17 protein-coding genes and 2 pseudogenes are annotated in these 22,587 nt (G+C 59.8%); 12 read left to right on the top strand and 7 right to left on the bottom strand.

Features of this window, described 5'->3' with window-relative positions; translation table 11 throughout:
* Window positions 1-18 precede the first annotated feature (18 nt).
* Complete coding sequence (locus AWB82_RS27070; protein ID WP_086972420.1) at window positions 19-345, bottom strand: DUF4148 domain-containing protein; 327 nt, start codon at window positions 343-345, stop codon at window positions 19-21.
* A 137-nt stretch (window positions 346-482) separates the two neighbouring features.
* Between AWB82_RS27070 and AWB82_RS27065 the strand changes: the two genes are divergently transcribed.
* Window positions 483-1,094: a type II toxin-antitoxin system RelE/ParE family toxin gene (locus AWB82_RS27065; protein WP_235023456.1), complete on the top strand. Its 612-nt coding sequence runs from the start codon at window positions 483-485 to the stop codon at window positions 1,092-1,094.
* Between the two features lie 898 nt (window positions 1,095-1,992).
* Here AWB82_RS27065 and AWB82_RS27060 read toward each other — a convergent pair.
* Window positions 1,993-2,937, bottom strand: coding sequence for a LysR family transcriptional regulator (locus AWB82_RS27060; protein WP_086972419.1), 945 nt, complete (start codon window positions 2,935-2,937; stop codon window positions 1,993-1,995).
* A 136-nt stretch (window positions 2,938-3,073) separates the two neighbouring features.
* Here AWB82_RS27060 and AWB82_RS27055 point away from each other — a divergent pair, with 136 nt between their 5' ends.
* On the top strand, window positions 3,074-4,132 hold the full coding sequence (locus AWB82_RS27055; RefSeq protein ID WP_086972418.1) for an Ldh family oxidoreductase: 1,059 nt from the start codon (window positions 3,074-3,076) through the stop codon (window positions 4,130-4,132).
* A gap of 52 nt (window positions 4,133-4,184) precedes the next feature.
* Here AWB82_RS27055 and AWB82_RS27050 read toward each other — a convergent pair whose 3' ends face one another.
* The 3 genes and pseudogenes from AWB82_RS27050 to phaZ form a co-directional block, all read right to left on the bottom strand.
* Window positions 4,185-5,537: an MFS transporter gene (locus tag AWB82_RS27050; RefSeq protein WP_086972417.1), complete on the bottom strand. Its 1,353-nt coding sequence runs from the start codon at window positions 5,535-5,537 to the stop codon at window positions 4,185-4,187.
* 711 nt (window positions 5,538-6,248) lie between these two features.
* A pseudogene (locus AWB82_RS27045) lies at window positions 6,249-8,618 on the bottom strand (PAS domain S-box protein).
* Window positions 8,619-8,930: 312 nt separating this feature from the next.
* A pseudogene (phaZ, locus tag AWB82_RS27040) lies at window positions 8,931-9,741 on the bottom strand (poly(3-hydroxyalkanoate) depolymerase).
* A 631-nt stretch (window positions 9,742-10,372) separates the two neighbouring features.
* On the opposite strand from phaZ, the gene AWB82_RS27035 reads away from it, so the two are divergent.
* The 6 genes from AWB82_RS27035 (at window position 10,373) to AWB82_RS37745 (ending at window position 17,107) form a co-directional block, all read left to right on the top strand.
* On the top strand, window positions 10,373-13,984 hold the full coding sequence (locus AWB82_RS27035; RefSeq protein ID WP_086972416.1) for an AAA family ATPase: 3,612 nt from the start codon (window positions 10,373-10,375) through the stop codon (window positions 13,982-13,984).
* Window positions 13,985-14,041: 57 nt separating this feature from the next.
* Window positions 14,042-14,302, top strand: a complete 261-nt coding sequence (locus AWB82_RS27030; RefSeq protein ID WP_053572681.1) for a DUF4242 domain-containing protein — start codon at window positions 14,042-14,044, stop codon at window positions 14,300-14,302.
* A gap of 705 nt (window positions 14,303-15,007) precedes the next feature.
* A complete protein-coding gene (locus tag AWB82_RS27025) occupies window positions 15,008-15,577 on the top strand; it encodes a hypothetical protein (RefSeq protein WP_086972415.1) in 570 nt (189 codons plus the stop codon).
* Between the two features lie 24 nt (window positions 15,578-15,601).
* Window positions 15,602-16,144: a hypothetical protein gene (locus tag AWB82_RS27020; protein WP_086972436.1), complete on the top strand. Its 543-nt coding sequence runs from the start codon at window positions 15,602-15,604 to the stop codon at window positions 16,142-16,144.
* Between the two features lie 29 nt (window positions 16,145-16,173).
* Window positions 16,174-16,710: a hypothetical protein gene (locus AWB82_RS27015; protein WP_086972435.1), complete on the top strand. Its 537-nt coding sequence runs from the start codon at window positions 16,174-16,176 to the stop codon at window positions 16,708-16,710.
* 220 nt (window positions 16,711-16,930) lie between these two features.
* Window positions 16,931-17,107 (top strand): hypothetical protein, encoded by a 177-nt coding sequence (locus AWB82_RS37745; RefSeq protein WP_159462629.1) that lies wholly within the window; start codon window positions 16,931-16,933, stop codon window positions 17,105-17,107.
* 374 nt (window positions 17,108-17,481) lie between these two features.
* Here the strand turns inward: AWB82_RS37745 and AWB82_RS27010 are convergent, their stop codons facing one another.
* Both AWB82_RS27010 and AWB82_RS27005 read right to left on the bottom strand, forming a co-directional pair.
* Window positions 17,482-18,087, bottom strand: coding sequence for an LOG family protein (locus tag AWB82_RS27010; RefSeq protein WP_086972414.1), 606 nt, complete (start codon window positions 18,085-18,087; stop codon window positions 17,482-17,484).
* The gene (locus AWB82_RS27005) at window positions 18,065-18,703 is read right to left on the bottom strand and encodes an FMN-dependent NADH-azoreductase (RefSeq protein ID WP_086972413.1); all 639 of its coding nucleotides are present in this window, start codon (window positions 18,701-18,703) and stop codon (window positions 18,065-18,067) included. The genes AWB82_RS27010 and AWB82_RS27005 overlap by 23 nt, the downstream gene beginning before the upstream one ends.
* Before the next feature lie 283 nt (window positions 18,704-18,986).
* Here AWB82_RS27005 and pdxR point away from each other — a divergent pair, with 283 nt between their 5' ends.
* The 4 genes from pdxR (at window position 18,987) to AWB82_RS26985 (ending at window position 22,138) form a co-directional block, all read left to right on the top strand.
* Window positions 18,987-20,408, top strand: a complete 1,422-nt coding sequence (gene pdxR, locus AWB82_RS27000) for a MocR-like pyridoxine biosynthesis transcription factor PdxR (RefSeq protein ID WP_086972412.1) — start codon at window positions 18,987-18,989, stop codon at window positions 20,406-20,408.
* A 121-nt stretch (window positions 20,409-20,529) separates the two neighbouring features.
* Entirely contained in the window at window positions 20,530-20,988 is a 459-nt protein-coding gene (locus AWB82_RS26995; RefSeq protein WP_086972411.1) for a carboxymuconolactone decarboxylase family protein, read from the top strand.
* 29 nt (window positions 20,989-21,017) lie between these two features.
* Window positions 21,018-21,329, top strand: coding sequence for a DMT family transporter (locus AWB82_RS26990; protein ID WP_086972410.1), 312 nt, complete (start codon window positions 21,018-21,020; stop codon window positions 21,327-21,329).
* Window positions 21,330-21,511: 182 nt separating this feature from the next.
* A complete protein-coding gene (locus AWB82_RS26985) occupies window positions 21,512-22,138 on the top strand; it encodes an isochorismatase family cysteine hydrolase (protein WP_086972409.1) in 627 nt (208 codons plus the stop codon).
* Window positions 22,139-22,587: the final 449 nt, after the last annotated feature.

Below are 22,587 nucleotides of genomic sequence, written 5' to 3'. Positions count from 1 at the left end.
GCGCGGTCCGTATTCGTTTCAGTGATGACCGTACAATGAGTTCCTCTCGTGACTGGCTGTCCAACGGTGTCCGGAATCTGACGTGTGGTTCACTGATCCGCCAACTGCCGTAGATCCGTCGTGTGCGGGTTGGTCGGACGCGGCAATGCGCATCTCAGCCGCCTGAATGTCTCCCGGATATTTTGTGTTGTCACGCTGTGCTGGATTGTAGCCAGCCTTCTCTACTTGAATCAGATCGGCCCGGACCTGGGCGCGAGTCAAGCCTGCATTCTGCTGCTGAGCAAAAGAGGTGAGGGGCGTCGCTAGCAAGCCGCCGATGAGAATCGAAATTGGCAGCAATTTCATGATGGTATCCCTTGATTATCTTAGTCACGTGCACCGTGCACGCGATCCATGACTAGACCGTACTCGGTGAAACTTAAGATTCGGTTAGGGAAAGGGAGATTTGCCGACGCTTGGCTTAGCGTATTTGGCAGAGCCGCATGATTGGCGAGCAGGTCTGCTGGACGAAGACCCTCGCTCACGTGCGCGTAGGATCAGCCGACCAGGTACGTGCCGAACTGAAAAAATCTCGCACGCGCCTGAATTGGCGCGTCCCGTTTGCGCCCGAAGCGCTCGATCAGCTGCGGAGACTTAAAAAACACTTCGCGAACGGTGGCGCTCCGATGACGGCAGAACGATACGTTGATTCGATCGTCGATTTCTGCATGAAGCTGCAGACATTCCCGGCGCGTGGGTCGCACGTGACGATCTGCTGCCACCGGACTTCGAGAGTCCCTCATTTCCGCAAGCGGGCCATCATCGCCTACCTGTTGGAGGCGGAGGCCGTCTCGATCGTTAATGTGTTCTACGGCAACCAAGATTACGAGGCAACGCTTGCCCGAGATGAGGACCAGCAGAGCACGCTCATAGGCGGCGATGACAGTTGTCGAAGCGAACGCAACCTTCGGTCAATTGACATGATGAACATCAGCGATAATAACGTAGGAATGGTATCGAAGCGCCGCGTCAATGGAACTGCGAGAAGCGAATCGCTGTTGATTCGCGGTAGATCGTCGACGCTTCTGAAGCGCCACCCGGCGGAGCCGATCTGACCGAGTTCGTTTAAGACACTATGACTTCGTGTGCAAAACGGCGAGCGCATATGAAGGCATTGCCGCGCAGCAACGCCAAGCACGGCGTGCGAGCGGCAGCCGCCAGTTGGTACCCGAGAGCGGCAGGACGACCGCACGCGCCACCCACATTCAACGATATACCTCGTCAAATCACGCCAGAGGGGAACATTCTGCGTGTCAGCGGTGACTCAGGTTCGGTCGCGCTGCAACGGTAGCCTGAGTCGTATGCCGGGCCGCGTCCGCGGGGATAACGCCTTGTTGCGCCGGCGTCAGTACGTCCGAGTCGGACGGCGTCGAACCGTCCGTCCGTGGAACGAGGCGCTCAAGTAAGTGCGCAAAGCCGTGAAGTCCATTAGGTGCAGCGAGAGGTCTTGACGGGTTCATGTTTTCGCGTCGGGTCGAGAGGCGTTTCTCGGGTTCCGAGGGCTTTTTATCCGTCAGTGTAGCGCGCCATGTCGATCCTACTAAAGGAGCTTGAACGCGGACCCAGTGGGCGGCCGCTTGTTCGCGGGTAAGGTGGCGACTCGGCGCGGTTGCCAGGCTCGACCGTCCCGGAGACGTCGAGCAGGCCGCAGCGAAACGGGCGCGTATCGCAGCTGCGCGACATAGCGACCGCCCGCGCCGAGCGGGTTTGATCGGGTGACATAAGGCGGTCTTAGCGCAAGGTGATATGCAATCCTAAACGTCAGGATGGCGAACGGAACGATCGTTACAATCCTCGACTCGCAGGTGGTAACGCAGACAACGTGGTAGAGGAACCGCGACCTCGACGTCGAGCGCGCAAAGCCCCGGCGCGACTGCACGTAGTGAGCAAAGACAGCGCTCATTGTGTTCACTACGACGCAACGAATCTCTAATTCATGACACCCGGGTCACCTCAACATTTATTGGCAATCGCCAACAAAATACCGACGAACTCCTCCATCGCTTGCGACGCCGTTTCGTTCTTCCGAGTAATGACGCTGTAGTTCGACAGGGTCCGACGTATCGGCACGTCGAGATACCCTAAAAGGCCATGCTTGACGTACCTGTCCATCGCGGCCTGTGGCTGGAGTGAAATCATGTCGGTGGCCTGCAGCAGCTCGAGCGTCGAAAAAATCGACGGCGTTTCGACGATGCCTATCGGCGCGACCATCCCGGCCGCCGCGAACGTCTCTTCGAATAGCAGCCGCATTGCGGTGCCTTGCGGATACAGAATCCACGGCCACTGGCCGAGATCCGCAATCTCCATGCGCCGCTGCTTCCGCAACGGATGATGCTGCCCGACGACCGCGCGCGCCGGTTCCGCCAGCAGATCGACCACATGGAACAGCGCTTCGTGCCGTGGCTCCGTCGGACGCCCGACCATGATGTCGAGACGCCTTTCCTCCAGCCATCGGGCGAGCTGATCGCTACTCTGCTCGACCAGCTTGATGATCAGCCGTGGACGGCGGAGCTGGATTTCCTTGATCGCCGCCGTGACGAGTTGCGCGGCGGAAGCCGGAATGAACCCCACCGTGAGATGGCCATAGCCGCCATTCTTGAGCGTCGCAAATTCGCTCGCGAACTCGCCCAGATTGGAGAGCGTCGTGCTGGCGTAGCGCAACGACAGCGCTCCGAGATCAGTAGGACGCATTTCGCGCGGCAGCCGCTCGAACAGCGGTGCGCCGAACATCGCTTCGACATCGCTCAAGATTTTTGTCGCGGCAGGTTGCGTGATATGCATCTGCTCCGCGGCGATACGCAAGTTGCGCGTGCGCCCGAGCAGTTCAAGTAATTGAAGATGCCTGAAGCGCAGCTTCGCCAAGACTTGAGCGGCGGAAAGAGTGGAATCTTGCGGCATAGGGGTAAACACATGTCGACTCATAACCTGATGGAATCGATTTTACGCATTTAACAATTGGACGCTTATCAAACGCGCAAAGGACAATCGCGATGGCAAATTTTCCAGTTGTTCACTCTCACTCAACGCGATCAAGATGAATTCAACAGTCCGATACGCCGCCCATGAACTGCAAGACTTCGCACAGCGTCTGCTGATCAAGGTCGGGATGGAGGATGTCAAAGCACAAGCCGTCGCGAGGACGCTCGTGGACGGCGATCTGATGGGACACGATACGCACGGCCTCGCGTTGCTGCCGGGGTATGTCGGCGAGATCGAACGCGCTTCGATGACCTGCTCCGGCGAGCCGGAGGTCTTGTCGGACAAGGGCACGAGCCTCCTGTGGGATGGCAGGCGTCTGCCCGGCCCGTGGCTGGTTTTAAGCGGTATCGAAACGCTCGCGCCGAGGGCCAGAGAGTACGGCAGCGCGACGCTGGTGATCCGGCGCAGTCACCATATCGCGTGCCTGGCCAGTTATTTGGAGAAGGCGACCGTCGATGGATTTATGATCCTGCTCAGCAGTTCCGATCCGGCGGTGCAAAGCGTGGCGCCGCACGGCGGCACGCGCGCCGTATTCACACCGAATCCGATCGCCGCGGGCATTCCGACTTCGGGCACGCCGTTTCTGATCGACATCTCCGCATCGACCGTGACGAACGGCATGACCGCGCGCCGGCATAAAGCGGGACACCACTTCGAGGAAGCGTGTTTTCTCGATGCAGATGGCCAACCCAGCGGCGATCCCGGCGTGCTAACCGCCGAACCGCCGGGCTCCATCCTTCCGGTTGGCGGCATGACGTGGGGACACAAGGGCTTCGGGCTGGCGTTGCTGATCGAAGCGATGACGGGAGGTCTCGCAGGCCACGGTCGGGCCGATCCCGCCGATGGCTGGGGCGCCACCGTGTTTCTGTCGCTCTACGATCCGGCGGCTTTTGGCGGCGCGGACGCGTTCGCGCGGCAGATGGACTGGCTCGGCGATGCGTGCCGCAACAATCCGCCGCGCCCCGGGACATCGGCCGTGCGGATGCCGGGCGATCGCGGACTGAGCCTCAAGCGTGAGCAATTGCGCGACGGCATCGTGCTGCATCCGACGATCGCCCCGGCGCTCGAAGCCTGCGCGAAGCGTCATGGAATCGCGCTTCCTGCCTCGCGCTAATCCACTGAACATCGGCGAGAGTCGCTGGACTCCCGCTGGCGCTGTTTAACTTTTACGCGTCGTAACTCAGCGCAGCCGGCGGAATCGGGCCGCGCACAAGCAACCAGTAGCCGATCACGGCAACGGCGGCAACGCCCGCCCCGACGAACAGCGCGGGCTGGAACGAGTGCGTCTGCTGCACGATGAAGCCCGTGACGACCGGGGCCAGCGCGCCGCCGAAGTAGCCGCCGAAGTTCTGCATCGCGCCGATCGACGCGGTGCAGTTCGCGGGCGCGGCAACGGACGCCGTTGCCCAGGCCGCGCTGCTCGACACGTACAGCAGCAACATCGAGATTGAGATGAACACGACAGCCAGCGTCGCGCTGTGCGTGAGGCCCGTCAGTATCGTGAAGACGCAGACGCCAAACAGCGACGCGGCCATCGGATACTTCCGGCTGTTGACCGCCGATACCCCGCGGCGCGCGAGCACGTCGCAGATCTTTCCGCCGGACAGGCTGCCCACCACGCCGAAGAGATACGGAATCGCCGCCACCCAGCCAGTCTTCGCGATGGTCAGGTGAAATTCCATCTGCAGATAGGTCGGCAGCCACGCGTTGTAAAGCCACAAGACGTAGATCGTGCCGAAGAAGCCCAGCAGCATGCCCCACGTGGTGCCGAACTCGAACAGACGACGCCACTCGCGCCATGTCGGACGGCTCTGCACTTCTCCATCGACATCGGTCAGATAGGCGCGCTCCCGCTGCGTCAGATCGACTTGACGCGGGTCGCGGTGCACGAGGTAAAAACACAGCGCCACGACGAGACCGGCGATGCCCATAATGCCGAACATCCATCGCCATCCGACGGTCAACATGACGACCGTCAGCAAGGGCGCCGAAATGGCGGTGCCGAGCGTCGACGAACTGTTCCAGATACCGGTCGCCGCGCCGCGCTCTTTCTTGCCGAACCAGTCGCGAACGACTTTCGCGCTCGTGGGAAACTGCGGCGCCTCGCCGATGCCGAGCACCATGCGCGCGGTGAAGAACTGGCCGAAACTGCCCACGACTCCGCCGAATGCTTGCGCCACCGACCATGTGGCAAGGCTTACGGAAAGCATGACACGCGCACCGAAGCGATCGACCAAAGCGCCTGCCGGGAGTTGTGCGAACGCGTAAGCCCACAGAAAGGCGGAGAGCAGCAGGCCCATTTCCGCGACTGAAAGGCCGAGATCCTGCCGGATGAGCGGATTCGCGATCGACAGCGTCGCGCGATCGATGTAGTTGATGACCCCGCTCAGGAGCAGCAGGGATAGTGCGGTACGCTGAATCCGCCGCACTCTCGGTGAAGCCTTGTCGTTCAATGCGATGCTTTGAGCACCGCCCGCGCCCGACTCTGGGCCATGCGGCGCCGTGGTGGATTGTTCCATGCGTTTGTCTCCTGGATGTTTTGTTTTATCAGCGAAGCCGTTCTTTGATCCGAACGGGCGCAGTACCGCATTGGACTGACGCACGATAAGTCTGCATCCGTTAGAAATCCAATTAAATTTCCGCGTGAAGCGATTCCATTTTGTGATCGCAAGATAGGGACAAACCCGAGCGGAGTAGGTGCTTGCCGGTTCGGCGACTCGAGAATGCGGCGCGCGTTTATCGGAGCGTTTGGGCAATCGCCGCAAAGGATGCGGTACAGCTCGCCAAATGCGAGCTCTTGAGGAGGTCCAGAAGCGAACCCGAGTGTGCCTGTCGTGGCAGACGCAGCGATATAGTGGACCACGATAAAGACGACGTATAACGCAAACCATCGAACGTCAATAGCCGACGGTGAACCGGCCATCCGGACGTCTCGTCCGGTGGCTGACTAACATCGCCCTGTGGCCGTTTGTTCGCGTTCGGCCTGCGGGCGGCGAGGACTTGAAAGTCGGCACCTTTATCGAATTGGCGCTCTCGGCCAATTGCGGACTTCCTTAGGTACCATCAGCCTGCCCCTCGAATGACCGCTGCTCGTCGCTCAGCGGCCCGTCATAGCTGCGGTCTAGCTGCGCACAGCAAGTGCGACGAATCGTCGGCATGGTCGGCAGAGCGCAGCGCGCGACTCAGTCGTGCCGTCCTGCCTGCGTCCGTCCTCGCACCAGCATTCCCCTTCAAGCGTTATCCCTCCGCGCTTTACGAAGCGCTGCCTCCAACTGGCCAACTGCGTAGGGCTTGCGAAGGCTCAGCCAATGAAAGTCGCCTGGCTTGTTGTCTTGAACCGTATCACCGGATGCGAAAATGACCGAGATGCCCCTGTGCACCGTCGCGATGCGATGAGCGAGCTCGATACCGGAAAGGTCGGGCAGGTGCACATCGGTGAGAAGCACGTCGAACGAGGCCTCATCGAATGCGTCGATTGCCGACTGCGCGCTGGACGCGGTTGTCGGGCAATGCCCTAACAGTCGCAGCAGTTCGCTTACCGCATCGCGCGTCGGCTCGTCATCTTCTACGACTAGCACGCGAAGAGCCATGCGCTCCGCGACCTCGGGCGTGCTTGCAGAAACAGAGTCTGCGCCGTTTTTGAGAGGCAGTCCCTCGGAGCCCAAGACCTGTCGGACTTTGGCCGCGAGCTCCTTGCGGCTGTACGGCTTGCTGATGAGCTCAACGTTGGGGTCTAGCCGGCCGCCGTGAACGATCGCGTTTTGCGTATAGCCCGAGGTGAAAAGAACGCGCAAATGTGGCTGCAGCTGTACAGCACGTCGTGCCATTTCAGGACTCTTCAACGTTCCCGGCATCACGACGTCTGTGAAGAGAAGGTCGATGTGAACGCCGCTGCTGAGCACTGCAATGGCTTGGTCGGCGTTGTCTGCCTTCAACACGGTGTAGCCAAGGTCGGTAAACATCGCGATTACCGTCGCTTGCACCTTGGTGTCGTCCTCGACTACGAGCACCGTCTCACTGCCTCCCATGGCGGGAGCATTAAGTCTAGTTGTCGCTTCGCGCGCTTCGGCAGACGTTCGCGGCAGGTAGATGCGTACTGTAGTGCCATGCTAAGGCTCACTGTAGATGCGGATGTGTCCGCCGCTCTGCTTCACAAAGCCGTATGCCATGCTGAGACCCAGTCCGGTTCCTTGACCTTCAGGCTTCGTGGTAAAGAACGGGTCGAAGGCTCTCTCGAGCACATCGGCCGACATCCCGCATCCGGTGTCGGTCACGCCGAGCATCACATATTGACCAGCCGGCACGTCCGAAAGCGAGCGCACGTAGTCATCGTCAAGCATCGCGTTCGACAATTCGAGCGTCAGCATGCCGCCATCGGGCATCGCGTCGCGCGCGTTGATTGCCAGATTCAACAGAACGTTGTCGAGCTGGTGAACGTCGACGAACGCATTCCAAAGGCCGCCGGACACCACTGTTTCCACTTCGATGGTTTCTCCTAGTGCCCGGCGCAGCAGGTCATCCGTGCCGCGGACCATAGCTGCGAGGTTCACGGGCTCCGGCCGCAGCGCCTGGCGCCGTCCAAACGCCAGTAATTGCGAGGCGAGCGTTGCGCCGCGCTCGACCGCCTGAATCGCGTTTCCGAAACGCTCCATTGACCACTGATCCCGGGCGCAACGGGTTTGGAGCAGTTCGAGATTGCCACGCAAAACCTGCAGCACGTTGTTGAAGTCGTGGGCCACGCCTCCTGTCAGCCTGCCGATCGCCTCCATCTTTTGCGCCCGAAAAAGCGCGGCTTTTGTCTCCTCGAGGAGCTTGTCGGCTTCTCGCTTCTCTGTGACGTCTCGAGTAATTTTTGCAAATCCAAGCAGGGCGCCGGAGTCGTCGCGAATCGCATCGACGATTACGTGGGCGACAAATCGAGTCCCGTCGCGGCGCACACGCCATCCTTCTGATTCGAAACGTCCCTCAAGGGCTGCAATCTCGAGTGCACGCTGCGGCAGGCCGGCGGCTGCGTCTTCCGGCGTGTAGAACCGGGAAAAGTGCGAGCCCATTATCTCCTGCGCGCTGTAGCCCTTGATGCGCCGTGCGCCGTTGTTCCAATTGGTGACAAAACCGTCTGGTGACAGCATGTAGATCGCGTCGTCGGAAACGCCGTCGACGAGTAATCGGAATCGTTGCTCGCTTTCGATTACCGCCTCGTGAGCCTTCCGTTTCTCGCTTTCGTCGCGTACAAGCTTTGCGAAGCCAACTGGAGTGCCGTTTGTATCTACGAGCGCAGTTGTCACGACGCTCGCCCACAACACCGATCCGTCCTTTCGCTTACGCCAGCCCTCGATCGCGGAGCTACCTTTTTCTCGCGCCTGGCGAAGTTCGGCTTCAAATGCCTCTCGATCCTTTGGATCATCGGGAAGCAAGACGGTCGAATGCGCTCCAATGATTTCGTCGGGGCGGTAGCCATAGATGACCTCTGCTCCGGCGTTCCAGGTCGAGATGAAGCCATCTGGCGTTATGGCGAATACTGCGAGTTCGGTGACGGGCCTGGCCCACTCCGTTGCCCAGTACTCAGCGGCGGGACCATCCGGGTTCTCGGTGCGAGACATGTCGTTCAATTTTTGTACAGGGACGCCGTCCATTCTACAAGCCCAGCGACAAGTCAATCGCGCTACCCGGAAATTGCGCTGCTCGCCGCGAGTTGAGTGCCTTACGTCCCATGGATTGATCACACCCGAATGCATGAGCGAAGTCCATCCTAGCGCGCCCATTACCCGACCCGTTGAATGTTTTTGCAACTAGCTACCGTCGCGGCACGTCTCCGTAAAAACTACTTTGTAAAAGATGCCAGGCAGTAAGCTCGACATGCCGATCCAGTCGGTAAGCATCTTTAGATGCCAAACCAAGCGTGGGCAGTCGGATCAGGATTTACATGGTTGGCGCGGGAGGTAGTGCCGAACTAGACCAGCTACTCTGTCTGTTTGCGTGACAAGAAACAAATGCCCATCATCAATGACATGAAGGGGAGAGCACCGAATACACGCTGCGATTATTTTCGCATTGATCAGGGGGGACGATTGGATCGTCGTCCCCATGTATGACGAGCGTGGGCTGTGGCAGGCGTCGCAGCCACAGCAAGCTGCTCCATCCCCACAGTGCAAGAAGCTGATAGATGTAGCCACGCCCTTTTGGGGGTCGTATGTGGTAGCCGTGCTCCTTGAGCAACTGGGGGTCGCGTCTGTACGCGCCACCATATATCTCGGCGCCAACCTTTTCTAGGAAGGCAGGGTCCCGGTACCGACGGGGACCTAGCATCTTCAAAAGGACTGGTAGGCGAGCGGGAAACATGATTACGCCCGGAGTTGTGGCCGCTAGCACGAGTCGTCGACAGCGCTTCGGATACCGACGCGCGAACTGTTGCGCGAGTGCGCCTCCCCACGACACGCCCAGCACATCAACCGGCCCGTCGTAGCCGATTTTCTGTTAGCAGCCTATCCGTCAGAACGCATAACGTCGAGAAGCGGTATGGTTTGCGGGAAGTTGGCGAACCGCCCACCCCTGGGACATCGAAAATAATGACTTCAACATCGCCCAGCGCCTCGACAAAAGGTTCTAGCAGTCCAGATTGGCGCCGATTCCGTTGAAGATAAGAAGGGGCGGCAAAGCAGAGTTGGCGCGGCAAATGCCGACGCGAATAAGTTGACCGTCGAGATCGACCGACTGAATTTTCATGACGACCAAGATGAGAAGTGGTAGTGGCGACCCGCGCAAGGCGGAGTTGATCGTTGCGCAGGCGAAGAGTCCGAAAGCAACGATTTCGCGATTTCCACGCAGCGCGGGTATCAGAACGCGAAGCCGAAATCAGGCCCCGACGCATAGCAGCCAACGGCGACAATTGATCGCGGCTGCCCAAAGCAGTCGTTGCGTTGGTTAATTGTCCATTCTAGAGACGAGCGATCAATTGCTCCCCTCTCTCGAAGGGAGGGCTGAAGCAGTGGCTCGTTCCTCCTTCTCCTGCCGTTCGGCGACCGCAACGCATCCACTCGCCCGCTGTGGCCCGTCGGTCGCCTCGGTATATTGGTGCAGCGCAGACGTTTGAGCGTCGGCTCGAATGCGACACCGGACCTTCGCACTGATCGCCGCGGGCACGTCTACTTTTGAATTAAACCGTTCACGTAGTACCGGTGTATTCAACGTGAGGGCTCGACGTCTCACCAGGTCGCCGACGCAAAGGTTATTCAGATGCTTAAAGAGTCCCATCGCCATGTGCCTGTGCAGGCTTTCCCGAGGCGGCCGCCGGAGCACGTGACAAGGCGCACTGCCGCGCGGATGATGAAGGTGGACCGACAGCAGAGCTTCAGCGATGACCGACAATCTGGAGACATGGTTGGCGCAAATTGGCCTTGGCGCTCATGCGGCGAAGTTCATCTCGCAAGGGATCGACTGGGATGTGCTCGGAGATCTTTCCGAGTGCGACCTGAAGGAACTCGGCCTCACGCTCGGTGATCGCAAGCGGCTCGCAAAAGGGCTTGCGAGTCTTGGGCAGGCGAGGGCGTGCGACGGCTCATCCGGCTTGGCAGAACCTAAGACCATCGAGGCCGAGCGACGGCAGGTCACCGTGATGTTTGTCGATCTCATCGACTCGACGGCGCTCGCCGAGCGCTTCGATCCCGAGGAGCTGCGACGCCTTCTGGGTGACTACCATGAAGCCTGTGCGCAAGCAATCGAAGCCCATGAAGGCCATATCGCGCTCTATATCGGCGATGGCCTGCTCGTCTATTTCGGCTACCCGAATGCGCACGAAGACGATGCCGTGCGCGCGGTGCTCGCCGCGCTCGGCGCTATCGCGGCGCTGCGCGAGGTGAACGATCGCATCGAGACCGAGTGCGGCGTTCGCCTGCGGGTGCGGATCGGAATCGAAGCGGGGCTCGTCGTCGCAGGTGCGGTGGGTGCGGGATCGTCGCTGGATCAGCAGGCGATCGTCGGAGAAGCGCCGATCATCGCCGCAAGGCTACAGGCCATCGCTCCGCCCAATGCGATCGTCGTGGGGCCGACCGCGCAACGCCTGATAGAAGGATCGTTCAAGCTCGAAGACCTGGGTTGCCGGGAATTGAAGGGAATCACCGGGGCGGTCCGAGTCCAGCGCATTCTTGCGCAGGCCGACGCAATCGATCGCTTCGCAATCAGGGCGGTCCACGGCATCACGCCGCTGATCGGCCGGGCTGCCGAACTCGACATGATCCGGCAGCGCTGGAAGCAGAGCGTCGAAGGCGAAATGCGCTGCGTGCTGCTGACTGGCGAGCCGGGAATCGGGAAATCCCGGGTGCTTCGGGCGCTGTGCGACAGCATCGGCGACGAGTCGCATGCGATCGTCTCGCTTCACTGCTCCGCATACTATCGCAACAGTCCGTTCTGGCCAGTGCTGCGCTGGCTGCAGCGCACCTTCGGCGTCGGCCCGGATGTGGCGGATGGGTCGGGCGGCACCGATAGCGAACGGCTCACGGCCGGAATCGCAAGCCTCGGAGTCGATGCGAGCGAGACACTGCTCGTTCTAGCGAATTTGCTAGGCATACCCGCGGCCACGTGTGATCCGACCGTCGACACCTCTTCGCCGTCCTTCAAGCGCCGCACGCTGGACGTCCTAGTTTCCCTGCTCGAAGCGTCGACGCGCGTTCAGCCGGTGCTATTCGTGATCGAAGATGCGCACTGGATCGACCCGTCGTCATTCGAATTCGTTCGACTGGTGGTGGAACGGCTGACTTCCGCGAGACTTCTCGTCCTGCTCACGGCACGGCCGGAGTTCGAATCGGGATGGACGTTCCCGCATCTCGTACAGCTCAATCTCGACCGGTTGTCGCGCCGAGATTGCGTTGCGATGATCGAGCGGCTGACGGACGGCAAGCGCTTTCCCGCGCTCGTGCTCGATCAGATCGTCGCCAAGACGGACGGCGTGCCGCTCTTCGTGGAAGAGCTGACCAAGGCCGTTCTCCAGAGCGATCTGCTGCGGGATGCCGGAATGAGCTACGAGTTGAAAGGCGCGGCGCAGGCGATCGCGATTCCGGACACGCTGCAGGGCTCGCTGCTGTCGCGGCTCGACCGGCTCGATCCCGCCGTCAAGGAGACCGCGCAGATCGCGGCCACAGTGGGCCGGGAGTTCGACGCCAAGCTGCTGGGCCTGATCGCGTCTACGTCGGAGAACGAACTGAGGGAAGAACTTGATCGCCTGATCGCCGCCGAAATCATCGTTCCGGCCGCGGGCAAACGCGCTGACGGCGACGCCTATATGTTTCGACACGCGTTGATCCAGGAGATCGCATACCAGTCGCTCCTGCTCGCGCGCCGGCGACACTATCACGCGCGCATTGCCGCCGCGCTCGAGGAACATTATCCGGACATCGCCGAGCGGCAACCCGAGCTGATCGCTCAGAACTTCGCCGCGGGTGATCTGCCGGAGCGCGCGATCGGCTACTGGCAGCGTGCCGGCGAGCGTGCGCTGGCGGGCGCGGCCTACGACGAGGCCATCGCCCATGCGCAGCGCGGACTCGAACTCGTCGAGCGATGCTCTTGCGACGAACCTCACCGAGCGACCCGCATCCTGCCGTTGCTGTTGACAAGAGGCAGGGCAGAACTCCGGCTGGCACAACGCGAGGCGATTGCGACCTTCCGCGAAGCGGCTCGAATTGCCCGCGAACATAAGCTGACCTCGTATCTCGTGCAGGCGGCACTGGAGTTCGACACCGCTGAGACGTTCCTCGAAGGCTCCGGGAATGCATCGCTTGCGTTGCTGGAGGAGGCGCTCGCGGAGGCCGGCACCGAGGAATCGGTCGAGCGCTGCCGCCTGTTGAGTCGGCTCGTGCGCACCATTCATATGACAGGCGCACGCGAACAAAGCAGCGAATTTGCACTGCAGGCCGTCGCGCTCGCCCGACGACTGAACGATCTGCCGAGCCTTTTCGACGCGTTGGCGTGCGAGTTGATGCATGTCGGTGCTCTGCCGTTGTCCGCCGACAGCTTCGTGCAGCGCGCAAACGTGTTGCTGGAGCTGAGACACATTGCGGAAACGCTGGGCGATGCACACACCATCGGCCATGCATGCGCTCGATGTCTTGCCGGATATCTGGAGATCGGTGAGGTGGACCAATTCGAAGGCGCGCTCGAGCGGTACCGGGAAATCGCCGCCAGTGGGCAGCACTTCGTGGACAAGTGGTGCGTGACTGGGGCGCAGGCGATGCGGGCAATTCTGGTCGGCGATTTCGCCGAGGCGGAACGCAAGACCCGCGAGTCGCTGCGAATGGCGCAGAGCGCCGATGCGAATCTTGCAACCGGCGTCTACGGCATGCAGATGTTCTCGATTCGCCGCGAACAGGGCCGGCTCGCGGAGGTCGCACCGATCTTCAAGCGCTTTATCGACGATGCGCATTCCGAGGATGCGAGGTGGCGGCCGGGGTTCATGTTGATATGCAGCGACCTCGGCTTCGAAGCCCAGGCGCGCGACAATCTCAACCGGCTTTCGGAATCGGCATACGGTGTCCCCATGGACAGCAAGCGGCTGGTGACACTCTCTTATCTGGCGGAAGTGGCCGCACGTCTGCAAGATGCCGGGCATGCCGAAAGCCTCTACGCCCTTCTCCTGCCATTCCGCGACCAGGCCGTCACGGTACCGGTCTTTACGCTTTGCTGCGGTTCGGCGGCACGGTTTCTTGGCATGCTGGCCCACGCCCTCGGCGACTGGTCGAGCGCTGAACAGCATTTCGAATATGCGCTGCGCATGGACGAACGCTTGCGTGCATGGCCCTGGCTCGCGCATAGCAGGCACGAATACGCGCTCATGCTGACGGATCGCAATCGCATCGAAGACAGGGCGCGAGCGCAAGACCTGCTTGCGCTCGCGGCAGCCGAAGCCAGGAGACTCGGAATGTTCGCCCTCGTCGAGCGCATTAGCGGGGCGCAGACGGGCGCGGGGGCCCGAAACTAGAGCAAGATATCGCGCGGTTCGAGCGTGCGATGTGCTGTCTATATTGAGGAGGATGCCATGCCACGGTTCATGATTGAACGCAATTTTGCGGAACAACTTGAGGTGACGAGCGACAGCGCGGCCACTGTGAAGCAAATCAACGACGAGGAAGGCGTCGAGTGGCTCTTTTCGTTTCTCAGCGCCGACAAGAAAAAGACTTATTGCCTGTACGAGGCACCCAATGCCGAGGCCATCCGCGCCGCAGCACGCCGGGCAAATCTGCCGGCTGATGTGATCATCGAGGTAAGCGACTTGCGGCCGGAAATGTTCAGCTATTAGATATCGCGGGACAGGGTTTGTGATCTTAGGGCTGAGGCGATGCAATGATCGAATTGCTGACCACGCCTTCGGGCAGCGTTGTGATCAGCGATCGACGCGTTCACGACTGCGCGGCAGTAGGTCAATCCGTTACGACTGCGAGAACTCTACGCCATGTCGCCAGTTCCTCGCGGGTATGTCCACGACCGTTGCTCCTCGAAAGCGGCCCTTATCCGGCGTCGGGTTGATCGACCGCAACGGGTCGTCACGACTCGTTCTCCGATCCCGGATGCCGACGTTCGACAGTGCCGCATCACGAACGACAGCGAAGCGGCGAGTTGCAGCCACATGGAGGATGAGCTGTGAGCGCCGGCTGGCCGAAGCTCGCACGTCGGTCATCCGACAGGGCTCGGCCAACAAGGGGCCTCTGCCTTTCGCCGCCGCATGACTGCAACGCGGCGTATAAGCGTCTTTTGAGGATGGCGAGTCTGAGCAGGGGCGCGGGTGAAGCTTGCGAAGGATCCATCAGGGACCTCAGTCGCGGCGTGTAACAGCGCGAGCTCTGATCCGCGCGCGTCAACCCATTGCCAACGACCGTAGGCTTGCCATCCGAACGATATCAAACGACTTTCAGTCTTGAAATAAGGACGTCGCGAGCCTATCCTCATTGAGCAGACAGATTCGATCCGCGGGCCTCCAGGGCGCGGTTGGTCGAAGGAGGCGCACATGCATCGTTGGTTACTGCTCATGCTCGCCTTGGTCATGAGCCCAACGTCGCTTCTTGCTCATGCAGACGACGCACAGGATTGGCGCCGGCACCAGGATCATCGTGCCCTGGAAGTGTTCGATGCGCAAGGCAAGCTCGTTGGCCGGCTCGCTTCCTATCATGGCTATGACGGCGTATATCTCTCCATCAACGGCGCGACCGTCTTCGCTGCAGTGACCTGGCTGCGTATCGATCCCGACCACATCGACTCCTCCAAATTTCAATGGTGGACGTTCGGGCCGTTTAACTACTCGACCACCGATTGCAGCGATTCGCCGATCATTTCGCCGGGCAGCGGCCCGCGGCCATCCATCGCGACGAGAACGGGCACCGACGTCACACTGCTGATCGCGGGCGATACCGTCTCGGCTCCGGCGAAGATCGTCGCCGTCTCCGACGGGTCCCACTGCGCGCCGCCGCCTGTTATCGGCCACGTGCCGCCGTCGACCGCGCCCGTGCCCGCGTTCCGGTCCGAGACGACGTATCCGCTGTCGGCGCACTATCCTGAGCCGCTGACCATCCACTACTGATCCATGCAATCGACGGAGACGTTCATGTGCCGAGTCCTCGTTGCGCTGCTCGTCATCGGAGCGAGCGCGACGTTTGCGGGGGAGCGCGATTCACACGACGAAGCGCGTCTGCCGATGGTTTACGACGCGCAGGGAAGGGCGGTCGGGCAGCTGGAGTATTTCAGCGGCGTGAACGGCGTGTATATCGCCATCGACGGTGAACCGGTCTTCGTGATGGTCGATCACAAACTCGTCGGTCCGTTGCAATACTCTGCGTCCGAATACACGTGGGTCGCTGATTCATCCGTGGGCTATGCGTCGACCGATTGCAGCGGCGGCGTGCTCGTGCCGTACTCGGGGAGTCCGACTCCGGCGATCGCGGTCAGAACGGGCGTCGACGTGACGGTTTATACCGCGGTGAAGGGGTATTCCGGAAACGTGCACGTGTATTCGCTGCGCCAGACCGACAGCACCGGCGCGACGTCGTGCAGCGCGACGCCATTCGACGAGGGCGCGCTGTACTGGGCAGTGAGAAGCAGCTATCCGCTGTCGGAGCGGCATCCCGAACCGCTGCGCATCGTCTATTGACGCCATCGCTCGTGCCGACGGAGGTCGATATGAAGCGCTGTCTGTCCGCAATACTGCTGGTGTGCTTCGCCATCGCATCTAGCGCTGAGGATTATGAACGTCATGCAGAGCGTCGCGCCGTGAAGGTGTTTGATGCGAACGGTCGCGTTATCGGCGATCTCACAAGTTTCAGTGGGGAAAACGGCGTGGCGTTCACGGTCGGTCACGCGACCACGGTCGTACCGCTCACGCGAGTTCAGGACGCGAGCTATCACTTCTCAGCGACCGATTTCCAATGGCTTGCCGTGTCGTCGGGTGTTTTTGGATCGACGGATTGCAGCGGCGATCCGATCATCGAATCCGCGTGGGGACCACGCATCTCGATTCCGTTCCGGCGCGGCAGCGAGGTGACCGTGTACTTTGCACCTGCTGGGCCTGAGCAGTCCTTGGTGGCGCGCTCGGGGCTCGGTCCCGACGGTTCCACCTGCCGTCAATTCGACAGCCCGACCATGAAAAGGGGATACGCGCCCGCCGCGAGACTCGTGATTACACGCCACCATCCGGAGCCGCTTCGAATTGGGTTCTGACGCACAACACGCCGATCTGGTCTTGGGCGTTTGCAATCGCGGAGAGCCAGTCAGCTAACGTGTGCCAGACGATAAATAAACCGTTATTCATGGGTACCTTTGGTCTCGTGAAGAGAACAAGAAGTTTGGTTTTCTTGGGTAATTTCTCGGGCAATTGCCGTTAGATGCGGCGCGTGCTGGCTTTCGAATTCGAGCGGCGAGAGGACGGATCTTGCCGGCCTTGGACGATCTGGCCCGTGCGTTGGACGCGCGTCACGTGACGGACGTTGGCAACTCTGCGATCAATGCGGCAGAAAACCTGCTGGCAGATGCTAACGACTACGTGTGGTCTGCTTCGCTGGCCGCATCCGGCCGGCCACTGCCGATCCTCGTGCGTTCGCAGCAGGCACCTGTGTAGGCGCTCGTTGCTATGGCGTTCCCTGATATATCGAGAGTACGCTAAGTTTGACGACGTTCTTAACCTCCGGAAGTGCGTGCTGTTCATCGATTGGGACAAATGCAGGTCTGCTCGTCACGAGCTAGTAACCGCTTTTCTTGCATCGACCGTCTGGGCACCAGAGGACCTTGCGCTTACGTCGTGCGACTGAGGAGACGTCGACAGGATACCCAAAAGCGTCCCGTATTGCGCCTCGAAGCGGCCCCTTGGCGATCTCACACAATCGGCCACAAGCGGTCGTACAGTTCCTCCGCTCTTAGGTCATGCGAGTGCCTCTTCGAGACTCGTAAGCGGCCATCCGATCATTTTCATGATGTAGATGACGGTCTCATCAGCTAAATCCATTTGGGTACATCGATACGTGGCTGGCGACGTAACGACTCAATCAATTCGTTTGGGTGGCTATGGATAGCGATGGATTCACGATGTGCGAAAGGCAAAAATCTCTGCTCAATCATGTAATCGATGAAACCCATGAAGGGCATGAAGAAGTTCGCAGTGTTCAACAGACCCAAAGGCTTGTCGATTTCCTGCAACTGGTTCATCGTCCAGGCTTCCATCACTTCTTCAATCGTTCCGATTCCTCCGGGCAGTGCAATGAATGCGTCGGCAAGCTCGACCATCCGCTCCTTGCGCTTTCTTAGCGTGGATGCGATCTCGCAATGAGTTAGCGCCGAATGCGAATGGCCGCGCCGATGCAGGCTTTCTGTGATGACGCCGTCCACCTGGCCTCCCGCCGATATTGCCGCATCGGCTACGGCACCCATCAATCCTTTGGTCGTCCCGCCATACACTACCTTTATGCCCGCACCTGCCAAGGCCAGGCCGAGCTTGCGTGCGTCCTGTGCGTATTGTTCAGAAGAACCGAAGTTCGAGCCGCAGAAAACGGCGATGGCGTTGATTGTGCGCGACGGCGTTTCAGTCGAGGTTTTCGCTGGCATGCTGGAGCTCAAGAGAGTTGAAATGGGACGTGAGCGCTTGATCGGCCACGCGACGGGCGAGTTCCACGGACTCCGCGCGTGCGCCAGTCCCTTCTACTGAGAAGAAGAGCAGATTGTTGAGTCCGATCGACGCCAGAACGGCCTTCAGATAGGGCGTCAGGAAATCCGGCTGATGAGCGTTCGTTCCGGAAAAGCGTCCGCCGGACGCTACCGCGATGTACATAGGTCGATCGTGCAGCATGCCCTTCTTGCCCGAGGTTGCCATGGTGAACGTCCTTCGCGCACGAACCACATGATCGATCCACGCCTTAAGGGAGGACGGCACGCTGAGATTGTGCATGGGCGTTCCGATGACAACCACGTCCGCCCGCTCAAGCTCCGCGATCAACTGGTCGGACATGGCGGACGACCCCTTTCCGTAGGGTCCCGCATTGTTTGAATGCTGCATGAACGCGTAGTCCGCATCGACGTGCGGTAGCGCTCCATCACCAAGTCTGCGGACGAGCAGTTCGGCCTTGGGATTTCTTTGAAAAAGCATCTCGACGATTTTCCTCGAAAGCCTTTGACTCTCTGAGGACTCTCCCCGGGCACTGAATGTGAGATGCAGGATGTTCATCTATGTGGTTCCCAATGTTCCGGATCAAGGCAGCGGTGCTGTGTTCTTCTGATGCGCCTGGATCGCTTGATGAAGGTGTCGCGTGGGAATACTCTAACGAGGGGATGGTTCAACTAACAGAACCAAGAATTGCGTTTTCGTATAGACCATGATGACGACATCGAAATGAATAGCGGACAATGCCGAAGCGGCAGACCAAACTGTCATTGCTGCGAGCAGCAAGAAACGCCTGTTTCGCATGCCATGGTTCAATCCTTTTTCAGACGCGCAGACGCGACCGCTCATGGTCAAATTGAAAACATCGATTGTTTCACCGCTCGACCCAACCGCGGAGACTCCGCTTTACCGCCAGATCTATGAACGTCTCGTGGCGGTCATCGCCGATGGGACACTAAAGCCCGGCGACCGAATACCCTCCGCGCGTGCCCTGATGACTGAACTTGGTCTGGCCCGGGGCACGGTAAATTCCGCGTATGAGCTATTGGCTGCCGAAGGGTACGTCGTCTCGCGAGGTCAGGCGGGAACCATCGTGACGCCCGGCCTCCGGGCGCGGATTCCAACACGCGAAGTGCAGCCGAAGTTGAAGGCCGCGCCAGACGCGCCCAGCTTCCGTCCCGATTCCATCTTGCCGTTTCAGATGGGCTTGCCCGCACTTGACATGTTTCCCCGAAAAATTTGGGCCCGGCTGGGCGCGAACCGTATTCGTGCGATGCAAGCGTTCGACATGGTTCACCCGCAAGTGTGTGGCCTGGAGGAACTGCGCGCGGCTATCGCGACATACGTTCACGTCTCGCGCGGCATCAAGTGCGCCCCAACGCAGGTGTTCGTAACATCAGGCTATCGTCACTCGATCGAACTCATCTCTCACGCGCTTTTCAACGCGGGCGATCAGGTGTGGTATGAAAATCCGGGATACCCGCCGACCCGGCAGTTGATGGGTATGCTGAATCTGGACGGAGTTCCCATTCCGGTGGACGAAGAAGGGATCGATGTTGCCTGCGGCATCGAACTCGCACCGCGCGCGCGGGCGGTGATCGTGACTCCCGCCCATCAAAGCCCCTTATGCGTAACACTTTCGTTGCCCCGCCGGCTAGCCCTGCTGAAATGGGCGGCACAAAACGAGGGATGGATTATCGAAGATGACTACGATGGCGAGTATCGCTATATCAGCCGGCCCTTGCCAGCGCTGAAAAGTCTGGATGGAAACGGAAGAGTTCTTTATGCAGGCACTTTCAGCAAGGTGCTGATGCCGAGCCTTCGACTCGCGTATCTCGTCGTCCCCGGAACGCTCGTCCAACGCTTCGAGCAGGTCTTTCACACGCTTGGCACAGGCACGTCCCACCTCGTTCAGGCGATGGTGGCATCTTTCATGAGAGAGGGGCACTTTGCGCGGCATATTCAGCGAATGCGCAGGCTTTATGCCGAACGACGCGATGCAACGGTCGCGGGTCTGGAAAGTGCACTGGGCAACTACGTGGACATTGATGCGCAACCAGGCGGCATGCATTTGATCTTGCGCTTACGCTGCCGCCGGTCAGACCGACGGCTCGTTGCGAGTATGGGTGAAAGCGGCATGTACGCCGAAGCACTTTCGGATTGGGGCGAAGGACGGCAAGTCGGATCGGCGCTGCTCGTCGGGTTCACGAACGTTGACAGTCAGACAACCGCAGCGCAACTCGGCAAGCGAATCCTGGCGCTGATGTGACCGGTTCGACTCATGCGCCAAGAATCATGGCATAGCGCGGATGCAAGTTCATGGTCCTTTTGAACTGGACCAAGGTGAGACAAGATGAAGCCTCTTAAACGGTCAATCAGAGAGGTTCTTCATGACACAACGCATCAACTACAGCAAGGCGTCGCCGGACGCGTATCGGGCGTTCGGTGAAGTACATTCGATACTTCAGAAATGCGGCCTTGCGAAGGAGCTGATCAACCTCGTGTACCTGCGCGTCTCGCAGATCAATGGCTGTGCTTTCTGTATCGATATGCACACGCGAGACCTGAAGAGGCTCGGGGTATCGGAGGAAAAGCTCACCCTTCTGCAGGTCTGGCGCGACGCCGGCACGCTGTTCAGCGCGCGCGAGAAAGCAGCGGTCGCCTGGGCGGAAACGGTCACGCGGGTGGCTGAAACACACGCTCCCGATGAAGATTACCAGGCGGTGGCGGCCGAATTCAATGACAAGGAACTCGCTGACCTCACCTATGCGATCAGCTTGATGAACGCTTTCAATCGTCTCGGGATCGCCTTCCGCACCGCTCCGGCTGCGGCATACGCGAAAGCCTGACATCGCTCATATCGTACGGAGTTTCACTGATGGCATGGCTACTACTTGGCCTGGCGGGCGTGCTTGAGATCGCTTTCGCCTTTGCGATGAAGGCTTCAGACGGCTTCACGCGACTGACGCCTGGGCTGCTTACGGTCGCGACGGGGCTGTCGAGCGTCGTTCTGCTCTCCGTGGCACTTCGTACGGTGCCGGTCGGGACCGGTTACGCCGTGTGGACCGGAATCGGGGCGGCGGGTACGGCAATGCTTGGCATCGCTTTGCTCGGAGATTCGGCCGCACCGTTGCGGGTGTTTTTCATTCTGCTGATTCTCGGTGGCGTGATCGGACTCAAGTTTGCATGAGCGCGCTCGATACGCCTGTGACCGCCGACCTCACGAAAGTCGGATCAATTTCTTGGACACAGGATTTCTCAAGACTCTTGTAAAAAGCAGCGGCCATAAGGATCGCGCACTAAATCTATTCTCAGCAAGTGCCGGAGTCGCCTCTGGCCGGCTCGGCTCGCAGTTCAACAGCGGAGATTTCGATGACCAGCTATGACCCCAAGATCACAGCAGTTCTTTGCGTGGATCTGTACAACGACTTTCTGAGTGATGGAGGCAAGCTATTTCCGTGGATCAAGGACATCGCCGAAGAGAACAACATGGTCGACAACCTTCAGACGATCGTACGAACGGCGCGTAACTCTGGCGTCACGATTTTTCACGTGCCGCACCATCGTTGGGAGTCGGGTGACTACGTGAACTGGAAATATCCGTCGCCTTACCAGCTTGGTGCCGCTGAGCGCCAAGCTTTTGCAAAGGAAACATGGGGCGGTACGTTTCACGACGAATTCCAAGTGCAGCCAGGGGACATTGTTGCGACTGAGCACTGGGCATCCAGCGGCTTTCCAAATACCGATCTGGATCAACTGCTTAAGAGGAACTACAAGGAAAAGATCATCCTGATTGGACTGCTTGCGAACACCTGCCTTGAAGCGACGGGCCGCATCGGGATGGAACTTGGCTATCACGTAACTCTCGTTCGGGATGCGACCTCTGCGCGTTCACATGAAGCACCTCGCGCTGCCATGGATATTAATGGTCCCACTTACGCCCATGAAGTATTGACAACCAGGGAATTGATCGCTGCCATCACAAGCAATGCGACATGAGAGACTCGCTGTGAGTGGCGGCGCCGGTAATGTCCAGGATCGGCATGCGCGGACCATCACCGGATTCCGCAGTGCGGATGGCCTGCGCGGGCTTTGTCACGTTCACGGAAGCTTTCGTTTGCCCGAACGCACGCAGATCTTTCTGTCCTCCTGCCTTTGAGCAATCGCCTCAATCAGGTGACGGGTTGCCCCACAATCGCCAACATGACGAAGCCCTGTGGGGCAGTGCGTTAGTTCAACGCCGTGACATGCAGTCGCGATGCTCAGTTGCAAAAGACCAAGTCCTTCCGCTTGATATCTTCGGTGCCACGCGACACTCAAACCGCATGGGACGCGGTGCAACACCCAGCAAGGATATGGAATTTACTTTCCCTTGCGCCCGAGCAAGTACCGAGGTGAAATGGCGCAATGGTGGCGAACGGCAGTTGTACCCCACCAAGCGCAGAATC

It is taken from the genome of Caballeronia glebae (genome assembly GCF_001545035.1).
In the GTDB taxonomy this organism is placed as follows: Bacteria; Pseudomonadota; Gammaproteobacteria; order Burkholderiales; family Burkholderiaceae; genus Caballeronia; species Caballeronia glebae.
This window is presented reverse-complemented; position numbering and strand designations above follow the sequence as displayed.